Here is a 12,730-nt window from a genome sequence, read left to right as displayed (position 1 = left end):
AAAATGATACTTAAAACCGAAAACCTGTCGCATAAATATAGTACCAGCTGGGCCATCCGCGATATCAATATTGAAATTGCAGATTCCGGTATTATCGGCCTCCTCGGATCAAACGGAGCCGGTAAATCTACTACGATGAATATCATCTGCGGCTCACTGAACCAAACGGAAGGAAGTGTTTATATCAATGAGATCGATGTAAGAAAACATCCGCTCGAAGCAAAAAAACAAATTGGTTTCTTACCACAGACCGCTCCATTGTATACCGATCTTACTATAGATGAATACCTGGTATACTGTGCAGCGTTGCGGCTGATGGATAAAACTAAGATGAAAGCAGCTGTTGATGAAGTGAAGGAGCGTTGTGGCATAGCACATTTCAGTTCGAGACTGATCAAGAATTTGTCAGGCGGTTACAGGCAGCGTGTGGGCATTGCGCAGGCCATTATCCATAAGCCCAGACTGGTGGTGATGGATGAACCAACCAATGGCCTCGATCCAAATCAAATGATCGAGGTCAGAAAACTGATCCGGGAAATAGCGGAAGAGCATACCGTACTATTCTCTTCACATGTGCTTTCTGAAGTAAATCTTCTTTGCAGGGAAGTGATCATGATCGAAGGAGGCAGGATTGTTTTTTCGGATACGATGGATGCATTCAATAATTATGCACAAACCAGTTCTGTACTGATGAAGGTTGATAATCCGCCTGCGGCTTCAACACTGGAAGCCATCAAGGGAGTAATACGGGTGGAATTTGTTTCCGACAAACAGGTAAGGATCCATTTTGAAGGCAGCGAAGAAGATGTTACCAACCAACTGATCACCGCCAGTGTGGCCGGTGACTGGCGCCTGAGGGAAATCAATCCCGAAAAGGGCGTGCTTGATGAAGTGTTCAAGCATTTGTCCAGTACTGCAGGACGATAGTTTCCCAATAATAGATTTAATGAAACACAAAATTACTGTCTTACCAACGGAGACGGACAGGTGATCTTTTGTGTTCACATGAATAGCCGGTTTTCTCAAACGGGTGCCTGTTCATGTGAAATTCCGGTCAACAAAAACTCTTAAAAGGATTCGGATGAAACTGATTTTCAGAATAGCAAAGAATGAGTTGAGAAACCTGTTCTATACACCGGTGGCCTGGTTTCTATTGGTCATATTTTGGCTCCTTTGCGCGTTTTACTACGTGGGCCGTGTGTATCAGATGGGGCCAAGGATGTACAATATATTTCAGGAAAAACCCTGGCTGGTCCATCTCAGGAATGTATCACTTACAGAAGGGTTCATCACACATCCGACATCAGGTATGATCGCGGATGTACTTAAATACCTGTACCTGTTCATTCCATTACTCACCATGAGTGTGATCAGCAGGGAATTCAATAACGGTACATTCAAGTTGTTGTATTCTTCTCCCTTGCGGATGCGCCAGCTCGTATTGGGAAAATACCTCGGCATTTGTCTTTTCAATTTGTTGTTCTTATTGATACTGTCCGTGTTTTTAATAACCGCTGCTTTCGACATCAAATCTGTTGACTATGGATTGATGTTGTCGGCAGCTTTGGGTGTATGGCTGCTGCTTTCTACTTACGCTGCAATCGGCTTTTTTACATCGAGCCTTACCCGATACCCGATCGTGTCTGCCATTATCAGTTTTGTTATTCTGACCATTCTGGCGAATGTTCATGAGTTATGGCAGGAGCATGCTTTTGTAAGAGACCTCACTTATTTTTTAAGTCTGAAGAATCGTAGCGGAAGGTTGCTGAAAGGTTTAATTACAACGAAGGATATCATTTACTACCTGTCGATTATCATGATGTTCATGTCTTTCACCTTATTGATACTGAAAGGCAAAATGCAGTCCGGAGCATGGTACCAGAAGGCAGGAAAATACCTGGCGGTTATCACACTTACTTTGACTGTTGGTTATCTGTCTTCGCGCCAGTCCGCAGTAGTCTACCTCGATGCTTCAGCAAGAGATATCAATACCCTTCATCCCATCACACAGCAGCAACTGAAAGCCTTTGGAGATGGCCCCCTGGAAGTAACCCTGTATACCAATCTTTTCCATAGCAGTGAAGAGTACTACAATATTGGCTATCCTCAGAACATCAATAGGTATATGGATCTGTGGGAACCTTACCGGCGATTTAAACCAGATATCCGGTTCAAATATGTATACTACTACGCCGTGCGTCCGGGCGACAGTACCTTGTTCTACACTTTTCCGGGTAAGACACTGAAACAAATTGCAGGGCTCGTAGCGCGTACACAATATGTAGACTCGGCGCTCTTTATGGGACCAGAAGAAGTAAAAAAGATAGTAGATCTCGATTCACTGAACTATCGCCTCGGAACAAAGTTAAGCTGGAAGGGACGCTCTGTGTTCATCAATTACTTTCCGTATCAGACGGGGCCTCCTCTTTTTGCCAATACCCAGTCTGCCAGTGAACCGGCTTTCAATGCGGCTTTCAATCGTCTCACCGGTAATAAAATGCCAAGACTGGGATTTATTACCGGTCAGCTCGAACGGAGCATCCTCAAATTCGGAGAGCGTGAATATGCCTGGATGAATTCATTGTATCCCCTCGGATTCGATATGGATACATTGAACCTTTCCACACAAGGGATACCAGAAGACATGACCACATTGGTACTCGCAGACCCTAAAGTAGACCTGCAGCCGGTTGTGATGGAGAAGTTGAACCACTACATTCGTAAAGGAGGCAATCTGTTCATTCTTGGTGAACCGGGCAAACAACAGGTTCTGAATCCATTGCTGCAGCAGCTTGGTGTGCAATTGATGCCTGGTCAATTGGTGCAGCCAAGCTTTCACGAAACACCCGACAAAATAAAATATTACAAAGCTCCTGAAGCATACAAGCTGGGGCCGGAAGGACTCAACCAATTATATACCAATTTTCTGGCAATAAACAACAATCAGTTGCCCGAAGGAGACACCATTTTCGATATGACGGAGAAGGTTAGCCGCATTACCTATCACAGCGATAGCGGCTTTAGTATATTCCCCTTGTTAATGACACAACCTGAAAAGGTTTGGCAGAAAATGGGAAAGCTGGTAACGGACTCAACTGCTCCGCTGTTCAATCCTGAAGAGGGGGATCTGAAAGAAAGCAGTTACCCGTTGGGGATCCGGTTGAGCCGGTTGGTCAATGGTAAAGAACAGCGTATTGTAGTGATGGGAGATGCTGATCTGGCAGGTAAATTAAGGGCAAACACAGGGCGCGGTTTTACGATGATCCGTTCCGTTTTCTATTGGCTCAGCGATAACCGTTATCCTGTTTATCTGACCTTTCCTGTAGCACAGGATAACTGGCTTACCATGACGCCCGGCTGGACCCGGTTGGAAAAACTGCTCTATATCTTTGTAATTCCTTCACTGATCCTACTACTTGGTATCATTTTATTGATCCGGCGAAAAAGAAAATAAGCCTGGCGCCATTCCCGCAACAGCAAACACATTTCGAAAAATTATTCCTGATAAAAATACATTACATGCGCCTGATTCTTACCATCGCAAAGAACGAATTGCGCTATCTCTTTTACTCGCCCATCGCCTGGTGTGCCCTGATCGTTTTTTTCATATTCAATACTATCGCTTATGCCTCCCCGTTGCATCAGATGGCTAATTACCAGGAGATCATGATTAACAACAGCAACCCGGCCTGGCACTGGCATCCGGGGTTTTTAACCTCCCGGCTTTTTGAACGTGTTTATCAAAATGCAGTTTCCTATTTGTACCTCTTCATCCCCTTGCTCACCATGGGATTGATCAGTCGTGAAAGAAAATCAGGAACGATGAGACTACTAAGTTCTTCCCCCGCAGCGATCCGGCAAATAGTACTGGGAAAATACCTTGGGATGATCCTTTATCTGCTAATGCTGGTAGCAGTCATCTGTTTACTGATGATCATTGGCGCTTTCAATATCCGTGATGAAGACAGAGGTCTTTTCATTTCCGGTATACTGGGTTTCTACCTGCTGGTATGTGCCTATTCTTCTATCGGGCTTTTGATGTCTGCTCTTTCAACCCATTCCATCATTGCAGCATTGGGAGTTTTCATCACGCTGTTTTTACTGGACAAAATCGGATTGCTCTGGCAGAAATATGATCTTATCAGAGACCTGACCTGGTTCCTTTCCCTGCAAAACCGCACACAAAAAATGATGCTTGGCCTCGTAGAAACCAGGGACATCGTTTATTTCCTGGTGATAGCTGCTATGTTCGTGTGCTTTACCATCATCAAACTACGATCTGAACGGGAATCCAAACCCTGGTATATTCCTTTCGGCAGATATATGCTGGTAATGATGATCGCCCTGATGGCAGGTTATACAAGTTCCCGGCCCATATTGAACGGTTATTGGGACACCACTGCTCCCGAAAGCAATACTATTCCTATTGAACTGCGGAATATGCTTAAAAAAATGGAAGACAGTTCACTCGAAGTAACACTTTATACCAACTTGTTAAGCACCACTTCAAGAGTACCACGCGGATTTCCGCAGGCGCGCAACCCTGATTACCTTACCCAGTTGTGGGATCCGATCCTGCGTTTTAAACCAGACATTCAATTCAACTATGAATATTTCTATGATATTGATCCCGCAACAGCCGATAGCAGCTGGTTTCACAAATACCCTGGTAAATCCGTAGACGAGATTGCAGCCAGGGTAGCAGAACGGGAGAAACTGGATATCGACTTCAAGCTGTTCAAATCGCCGGCTGCCATCCGTAAACTCATTGACCTGCGGCCAGAAGGCAATCGTATGGTAATGCAATTAAAATACAAAGGTCGCACTGAATTTTTACGAACACTGGATGATCCTACGTGCTGGCCCGATTTATACATTATTGCATCGGTATTGAAGCGATTACAAGAGCCCGAAAAAATTTCGAAAGTGTATTTTCTCAATGGCGAACTGGAGCGTGATATCCGTAAAATGGGAGAACGGGGCTTTTTCAAACTCGCCGACAAAAGTGTGCGTGGTTCCATTGTAAACATGGGATTGGATGTAGACACGCTAAATCTGAACATACAAAATATTCCAAAAGATATGGCCACACTTGTGTTGCCTGATCCGGTAATGGAACTGAGCACAGTAGTACAGGAAAAGATCAGAAATTATCTCGATGATGGTGGCCGTATGATCATCCTCGGCAAACCCGGTAAACAATATGTATTGAATCCACTGTTGCGTCAACTGGGAGTCCAATTACTCGATGGTCAGCTTGTTCAACCCACGTATGATGAAACGCCCGATAAGGTAGTAGCATTAACAACTGCTGAAGCCCGCAATCTATCTTTTGAAGCAGCCGTTCCTGGCTTCGGAATGCCCACCGTTACAGGCATTACACAACAGCCGGGTGCGTATACAATACGTCCTTTACTTCTAACGCAGCAGGGACGAACATGGCTCAAAGCCGGGGATCTTGTTGTAGACTCTACGCTGCCGCAGTTCAACCCCAGGGCCGGAGACAGAATGCAGGACACTTTCACAACAGCAGTACGGCTGACACGAAACATCCGGCAAAAAGAGCAGCGAATCGTTGTTTGCGGAAGTGCTGATTTTCTCAGCAATTTAAGGTTGGGTGAATCGAACCTGCGATTTGCAAGAGGCGCCCATAGCTGGCTTACCGATAATCATTTCCCGGTTAGACTATCAAAAAAAGAAGAGGAGGATATATTGCTGGATATCTCCGAAAAAGCAGCTAAAATTCAAAAGACAATCCTCATATGGGTATTACCCGGCATTCTCTTGCTGACGGGTTCGATCATCCTGATCAGGAGAAAAAGAAAATAGTTATCAGATAAAAATAATGCAATGAAACTACTGCGAACAGATGAGCAGACCATCAGTGACCTGGAACTATTTGGAAAAAAGAACGGGGGCGGTATCATCGATATCTATAATCATGTACATACGCGCGGAGGTGAAACACTGCTGAGTGAAATGTTCCGTCACCCTCTTTCAGACAAGCAGGCCATCAACCGGAGAAGTAGTATCATTGAGCACTTCGCCCGTTTGAACATCCGGTTTCCTTATCATACTTCCGTTTTCGATACTGCCGAAAAATACCTGAGCTATACTGAAACCGAAATCAAGGCTAAAGGAAACCAGGTGGCACTGGGCGAAAAGGAAATCCAGAGCGGGGTCGGCGCCATCATTGAAGTATTCCGGGTAACGTTTTCTTTTATGGACCAACCGGAATTAAAAAGGATCGATGCGTACACTGAGGAACGCGAAAGCATATTGAAGCTGATTACGGCCCCGGTGTTTGAGCCAGTATTGAAAGAATCAGAAAAAGGAAGGATGTCTTATAGTGCCGTTACTGCTTTTGATGCGTTGTTCCGCGTAGCACAAACTGATAAAGTGAAGCAATTGCTGGAAGCCATTTATCAGCTGGACGTGTATATGTCCGTTGCAAAGACTGCCGTCGAACGGAAATTCGTTTTTCCCAAAGCCCTGGAAAAAGGTAAAGCAGTTTTGAACCTGGAAGGCGTGTACCATCCTTCCCTGAAAAAACCCGTGCCGAATGATCTGCACATGCACGATGCTAAAAATGTGCTTTTCCTCACAGGCGCCAACATGGCCGGCAAATCAACTTTCCTGCGTTCGCTGAGCACCGCACTCTATATCGCACACATGGGCTTCCCGGTAGCAGCGGCCTCCATGGAATTTTCTGTGCTGGATGGAATTTACACTACCATCAATCTTCCTGACAACCTCGGCATCGGCGCCAGCCATTTTTATGTAGAAGTGTTGCGCGTGAAAAAAATGGCGCAGGAATTAGACGGCGACGGTTCCTTCTTTATACTCTTTGATGAACTGTTCAGGGGCACCAATGTAAAAGATGCGCACGAAGCCACAGTTGCAGTGATCAAAGGATTTGCCCGTAAACGAAATAGTATGTTCATCGTCTCATCACATATCGTTGAAGCAGGCGATCAACTGCAAGCAACCAATAATATAGACTTCCGTTACCTGCCCACCCGTATGAACGGTAATGTACCAGCATACACTTATCAACTGGAATCGGGTATTACCGACGACCGCCACGGAATGATCATCATTCGCAATGAAGGCATACTGGACATTCTGGCAACAGGAAAAAAAGAAAGCACTCAAATTTCAACGGCCCATGTTTAACAACGACAAACAAACAATCGAAGAACTGAATATTCTGGGGAAGTTCCGGCAGGGATCCGTGTATGGTTTATTCAATCAGGTAAAGACCCGTGGTGGCGAACAACTGCTGGATCAGATGTTCCGTAATCCTTTACAGGATGCAGATGCTATCAATGAACGGAGCAGTGTGTTTCGTTTCTTTCAGGAACAACAACTGGCTTTCCCATTCGATACTTCCCAGTTGACCATTATGCGTGAATATGTAGATACGGAAGCCAGTAAGAATCAGGCATTGGTCTTTACAGTCACACTGATCAAAAAGATACTTTCTTCCATTACCCGCGATGAGCGCTTTAAAAAAATGATGCAGGGGTTGCAGGCCACTATTGTTACGGTGAATAAATGTTTTCAGTTTGTTGAGCCTCTTTCAAAAATTGAGAGCCCTTATAAAGATCGTTTCCTTGCAATCAAAGAAATGCTGGAAACGCCGGAGCTGGAAAAGTTGCGTTTGATCGATATCTACCAGGCGCTTCCTGTGAAAACGCTTGCGGGGTATGAGTTCCTGCTGAAAGGCCGAATGAAAGATAAGCTGGTGGCTGTACTGCAATTCATCAGTGAACTGGATGTGAATATCACTGTAGGTAATACAGCAGCTGCTAAAGGCTTCCATTATGCGAAAGCATTGTCTGCATCTGCAAACAAACTCGAAGCAAAGAATTTAGCGCACCCTTGTGTAGACAAAGCTGTAGGCAATGATCTGAAAATGGATGGTGCTTCCAATGTATTGTTCTTGACAGGTGCTAATATGGCTGGTAAATCTACATTGATGAAGGCTATCGGCATCAACTTCTATCTGGCTCATATGGGTTTCCCTGTATCGGCAGCCAGTATGGAATTTTCTGTAAGGGAAGGATTGTATTCGAGTATCAATGTAGCAGATAATATCGGATTGGGGTATAGCCATTTTTATGCAGAGGTGGTTCGGGTAAAACAGGCAGCAGTGGCCGCTGCCAGTGGCAAGCGGCTATTGCTGATGTTTGATGAGCTTTTCAAGGGCACTAATGTAAAGGATGCCTATGATGGTACGCTGGCAGTTACGGAAGGGTTTGCGGATTATTCCAATTGTCTCTTTATCGTATCTACACATATCATAGAGGTAGGGGCAGCGTTACAGGGGAAAAGCAATATTCAATTTGTATATATGCCAACAATTATGGAAGGCTTGCGCCCGCGTTATCCGTACAAGCTGGAGCGTGGCATTACTGAAGACCGGCAGGGAATGGTGATCATAAATAATGAGGGGATATTGGGATTGCTGAATGCATAGAGAACAGCCAGGTTTGCTGGCGTTGATTAAAAAAGGAAAACGGGCTGATCCTGGTGGATCAGCCCGTGCTTGTACCGCGTACGGGATTCGAACCCGTATCACCACCGTGAAAGGGTGGTGTCCTAACCCTTAGACGAACGCGGCGTTGTAAGGGGGTGCAAATATAGGAGAAAGAGAAATAATCAGAAATTCTTTTTAGAAAAGCAATGAGAAAATCATCTGTTGATCAGCAAGAAGGATTTCCTGCACCTCTTTCACTTATCAACCATTCTTAATCAATTTTTGGAAAACCTGCTTAATCAACTCAAAGTTTGAGTAACTTTACTCAATACGTTGAGTAATTTGTAAAAAATGTTCGAACGTCCTCATTTACAAGTGATTGCAAGTAGAGTGCAAGAGCCGCGGAGATTTATTCAGGTGCTTTTTGGTCCGCGTCAGGTAGGCAAAACGACTCTGATTGGGCAATTGCTGCAAAAAATCAAGCTGCCTAGCCATTTTGCTTCGGCAGATGCCGTGGCTGCATCTAATAGTGTTTGGCTGGAACAGCAGTGGGAAATTGCACGCTTAAGAATGGATCAGGAAGAGTCACAGGAGTTTCTGGTGGTTATTGATGAAATCCAAAAAATAAGTAACTGGAGCGAAACAGTAAAACTTTTATGGGACAACGATACTCGTTCTAACAGAGGACTAAAAGTAATATTGTTGGGATCATCTCGTCTATTGTTACAGCAAGGACTTACTGAGTCTTTGGCGGGACGATTTGAAACTACCTATATGGGGCATTGGTCTTTTCTGGAAATGCAGCAGGCATTTGATTGGAATAGTAATCAATACGCCTGGTTTGGAGGTTATCCCGGTTCTGCTTCATTGATTAACGAGGAACAACGATGGAAATCTTATGTTCAGCAATCTCTTATTGAATCGAGTATTTCCCGCGACATACTAATGCTGACCAGGATTGATAAGCCTGCATTGATGAAGCGTCTTTTTGAACTGGGGTGTATGTATTCTGGTCAGATATTATCTTTTACCAAAATGATGGGGCAATTACAAGATGCAGGAAATACCACTACGCTGTCACATTACCTGGACTTGTTAAATACAGCAGGGTTGTTAGCTGGCATTGAAAAATATTCAACTAACCTCATTCACAAACGATCTTCGAGTCCTAAATTTCAGGTTCATAATACGGCATTGATCAGTGCCAATAGCAATGATTTGTTCAATGATATACTCATCAGACCTGGTGATTGGGGGAGAATTGTTGAATCCGCTATTGGCGCTCATTTGATCAATCATTCGATAACAGATGGATTTTCGCTTTATTATTGGAGGGAGAGAAATGAAGAGGTGGATTTTGTATTGGAAAAAAAAGGGAAAGTTATTGCGATTGAAGTAAAAAGTGGTGTTGCGCAAACTTCTTCCGGAATGTCTGCGTTTAAAAAAGCATTTAATCCCGATAAAGTTTTGTTGGTTGGGAATGCTGGATACCCCTGGCAGGATTTTCTGCAAATAAAACCAGTAGATTTATTTTGATCCTTGATTTATTGTAAGCGGATGTATTCTAAAACAGAGTTTATTAATTCATAAAACAACAAAAGTCGCTCTCGGAGCGACTTTTAACCTGTACCGCGTACGGGATTCGAACCCGTATCACCACCGTGAAAGGGTGGTGTCCTAACCCTTAGACGAACGCGGCGTTGTAAGGGAGTGCAAAGATAGGGGGGGAGGCCATTTCAGCCAAATAAAAAGTAAAAAAATGTAGAAAATTTTCAACCATACCGCTTTCAAATCATTTCAAAATCTTGCGAAGGCTTACTCGCGCTGCATTTCCTCGAAATCTTAATGTAATTGACTGCAAATCTTTAACTTCGCTCCGCATTTTTTCACCATTAAAATTTCACCTCACAATGAGTACTGTTAAAGTGGCGATCAATGGTTTTGGCCGTATCGGCCGTTTGGTTTATCGCCAAATCTACAAAATGGAAGGGATCGACGTTGTTGCTATCAATGACCTCACCAGTCCCAAAGTATTGGCTCACCTCCTGAAGTACGACAGCGCTCAGGGACGATTCGACGCTGAAGTTAAATCCACTGAGAACTCCATTATAGTGAATGGTGACGAAGTGAAGATCTATGCTCAAAAGAATCCTGCCGATATTCCCTGGGGACAACACGGTGTGGACGTGGTTCTCGAGTGCACTGGCTTCTTCACTGATAAAGACAAAGCTGCCGCTCACATCACTGCAGGCGCCAAAAAAGTTGTGATCTCTGCACCCGCTACAGGCGATCTCAAAACAATCGTGTTCAACGTTAACCACAATATTCTCGACGGTTCTGAAACCATCATCAGCTGTGCTTCCTGCACCACCAACTGCCTCGCGCCAATGGCTGATGTACTGGACAAACAATTCGGTATCGTGAATGGTCTCATGACTACCATCCATGCCTACACGAACGATCAGAATACTCAGGACGCCCCTCACCCCAAAGGTGATCTGCGCCGCGCACGCGCAGCAGCTCAGAACATCGTTCCCAACAGCACTGGCGCAGCCAAAGCCATCGGCCTGGTTCTGCCTAACCTGAAAGGAAAACTCGACGGCTCCGCTCAGCGTGTTCCCGTTCTCACCGGCTCTCTCACTGAGGTTACCGCTGTCCTCAATAAGAAAACTACCGTTGATGAACTGAACGCCGCTATGAAAGCAGCTTCAAACGAAAGCTTCGGTTACACTGAAGACGAGATCGTGAGCAGCGATATCATCGGTATCCACTTCGGATCACTGTTCGACGCTACTCAAACACGCGTACAAACTGTTGGCGATACCCAACTCGTTCGCGTAGTGAGCTGGTACGATAACGAAATGAGCTATGTTAGCCAGCTCGTTCGTACCGTGAAATATTTCGCTGGCCTCATCAGCAAATAATCTCTCTCGTTTTTAACATATTCGAACCACAACAGGCAGGTACATGATTTGCATGACGCCTGCTTTGTTGTGGTTCCTTTTTTCTTCTCTTAAAAAGAAAATATGTCAACATTCAGCCAATTCAACTTCAAAGGACTTAAAGCATTGGTGCGCGTAGACTTCAACGTACCCCTCAATGCAGAATTTCAGATTACCGACGATACCCGCATGAAAGCCGCTGTACCTACCATCCAGAAGATCCTGAAAGATGGTGGCAGCGTGATCCTCATGAGCCATCTCGGCAGACCGAAAGACGGTCCTTCTGATAAATATTCACTGAAGCACCTGGTAAAACATCTCTCAGACATCCTCGGTGGAACGCCTGTACTGTTTGCCAACGACTGCATCGGTGAACAGGCTGTGCTGACAGCCAACATGCTGAAACCAGGCGAAGTCCTCCTCCTCGAAAATCTTCGCTTCTACAAAGAAGAAGAGAAAGGTGATGAAGGCTTCGCTAAAAAACTCGCGGCACTCGGCGATGTATATGTGAACGATGCCTTCGGCACCGCACACCGCGCCCACGCTTCCACAGCAGTGATCGCGCAATTCTTCCCCAAAGACAAAAGGATGTTCGGCCTCCTCATGGAAGGCGAAGTAGCCAGCGCGGAAAAAGTACTCCACCAGGCACAAAAACCTTTCACCGCCATCATCGGCGGCGCAAAAGTGTCTGACAAGATCCTCATCATTGAAAATCTCCTGGAACGCGCTACCGATATCATCATCGGCGGCGGGATGGCCTATACCTTCGAGAAAGCACAGGGCGGCAAGATCGGTAATTCACTTTGTGAAGATGATCGCCTGCAAACAGCAAGGGATCTCCTGAAAAAAGCAGAAGCGAAAGGTGTTCGCATCCACCTGCCTTCCGATTCTACCATCGCAGACAAGTTCGACGCCAACGCAGAAACCTCCGGAGCACCCAGCAATAATATCCCAGACGGCTGGATGGGACTGGACATCGGCCCCAATGCCTGTGAGCAGTTCACTAACGTGATCAAACAATCGAAAACCATTCTCTGGAACGGCCCCATGGGCGTATTCGAAATGGAGAAATTCCAGCACGGAACCAAAACCATCGCTACTGCAGTGGCGGAAGCAACGCAGGACGGTGCTTTCTCACTCGTAGGTGGTGGCGATTCTGTTGCCGCTGTGAACCAGTTCGGATTCACCGATAAAGTAAGTTATGTATCCACAGGCGGCGGCGCCATGCTGGAATACTTTGAAGGAAAAGAGCTTCCCGGCATCGCTGCTGTGAAAGCGTAATTATCTTTCCATAAAAAATTGAAGT

At 45.2% G+C, this 12,730-nt stretch carries 8 protein-coding genes and 2 tRNA genes; 8 read left to right on the top strand and 2 right to left on the bottom strand.

Going from position 1 to position 12,730, the window contains the following annotated elements; all coding sequences use genetic code 11:
* Positions 1–3 precede the first annotated feature (3 nt).
* From FSB84_RS02080 to FSB84_RS02060, 5 genes are all read left to right on the top strand, one after another.
* A complete protein-coding gene (locus FSB84_RS02080; protein ID WP_130543135.1) occupies positions 4–927 on the top strand; it encodes an ABC transporter ATP-binding protein in 924 nt (307 codons plus the stop codon).
* A 154-nt stretch (positions 928–1,081) separates the two neighbouring features.
* On the top strand, positions 1,082–3,454 hold the full coding sequence (locus tag FSB84_RS02075; RefSeq protein ID WP_130543136.1) for a Gldg family protein: 2,373 nt from the start codon (positions 1,082–1,084) through the stop codon (positions 3,452–3,454).
* A 65-nt stretch (positions 3,455–3,519) separates the two neighbouring features.
* The gene (locus tag FSB84_RS02070; protein ID WP_130543137.1) at positions 3,520–5,829 is read left to right on the top strand and encodes a Gldg family protein; all 2,310 of its coding nucleotides are present in this window, start codon (positions 3,520–3,522) and stop codon (positions 5,827–5,829) included.
* Between the two features lie 21 nt (positions 5,830–5,850).
* Entirely contained in the window at positions 5,851–7,176 is a 1,326-nt protein-coding gene (locus FSB84_RS02065) for a MutS-related protein (protein WP_130543138.1), read from the top strand.
* Positions 7,169–8,482 (top strand): MutS-related protein, encoded by a 1,314-nt coding sequence (locus FSB84_RS02060; RefSeq protein WP_130543139.1) that lies wholly within the window; start codon positions 7,169–7,171, stop codon positions 8,480–8,482. The genes FSB84_RS02065 and FSB84_RS02060 overlap by 8 nt, the downstream gene beginning before the upstream one ends.
* A 72-nt stretch (positions 8,483–8,554) precedes the next feature.
* Here the strand turns inward: FSB84_RS02060 and FSB84_RS02055 are convergent.
* Positions 8,555–8,626, bottom strand: a tRNA-Glu gene (locus FSB84_RS02055).
* A 207-nt stretch (positions 8,627–8,833) separates the two neighbouring features.
* Between FSB84_RS02055 and FSB84_RS02050 the strand changes: the two genes are divergently transcribed.
* Positions 8,834–10,018, top strand: coding sequence for an ATP-binding protein (locus tag FSB84_RS02050; protein ID WP_130543140.1), 1,185 nt, complete (start codon positions 8,834–8,836; stop codon positions 10,016–10,018).
* 91 nt (positions 10,019–10,109) lie between these two features.
* Here FSB84_RS02050 and FSB84_RS02045 read toward each other — a convergent pair.
* Positions 10,110–10,181 (bottom strand) — tRNA-Glu (locus FSB84_RS02045).
* A gap of 211 nt (positions 10,182–10,392) precedes the next feature.
* Here FSB84_RS02045 and gap point away from each other — a divergent pair.
* Positions 10,393–11,406, top strand: a complete 1,014-nt coding sequence (gene gap, locus FSB84_RS02040) for a type I glyceraldehyde-3-phosphate dehydrogenase (protein WP_130543141.1) — start codon at positions 10,393–10,395, stop codon at positions 11,404–11,406.
* A gap of 102 nt (positions 11,407–11,508) precedes the next feature.
* Complete coding sequence (locus tag FSB84_RS02035; RefSeq protein ID WP_130543142.1) at positions 11,509–12,705, top strand: phosphoglycerate kinase; 1,197 nt, start codon at positions 11,509–11,511, stop codon at positions 12,703–12,705.
* Positions 12,706–12,730: the final 25 nt, after the last annotated feature.

It is taken from the genome of Pseudobacter ginsenosidimutans (genome assembly GCF_007970185.1).
Taxonomy (GTDB): domain Bacteria; phylum Bacteroidota; class Bacteroidia; order Chitinophagales; family Chitinophagaceae; genus Pseudobacter; species Pseudobacter ginsenosidimutans.
This window is presented reverse-complemented; position numbering and strand designations above follow the sequence as displayed.

Coding starts and splice junctions, on each gene's coding strand:
- FSB84_RS02080 (WP_130543135.1), top strand. CDS start 4: ATGATACTTAAAACCGAAAACCTGTCGCATAAATATAGTACCAGCTGG.
- FSB84_RS02075 (WP_130543136.1), top strand. CDS start 1,082: ATGAAACTGATTTTCAGAATAGCAAAGAATGAGTTGAGAAACCTGTTC.
- FSB84_RS02070 (WP_130543137.1), top strand. CDS start 3,520: ATGCGCCTGATTCTTACCATCGCAAAGAACGAATTGCGCTATCTCTTT.
- FSB84_RS02065 (WP_130543138.1), top strand. CDS start 5,851: ATGAAACTACTGCGAACAGATGAGCAGACCATCAGTGACCTGGAACTA.
- FSB84_RS02060 (WP_130543139.1), top strand. CDS start 7,169: ATGTTTAACAACGACAAACAAACAATCGAAGAACTGAATATTCTGGGG.
- FSB84_RS02050 (WP_130543140.1), top strand. CDS start 8,834: ATGTTCGAACGTCCTCATTTACAAGTGATTGCAAGTAGAGTGCAAGAG.
- gap (WP_130543141.1), top strand. CDS start 10,393: ATGAGTACTGTTAAAGTGGCGATCAATGGTTTTGGCCGTATCGGCCGT.
- FSB84_RS02035 (WP_130543142.1), top strand. CDS start 11,509: ATGTCAACATTCAGCCAATTCAACTTCAAAGGACTTAAAGCATTGGTG.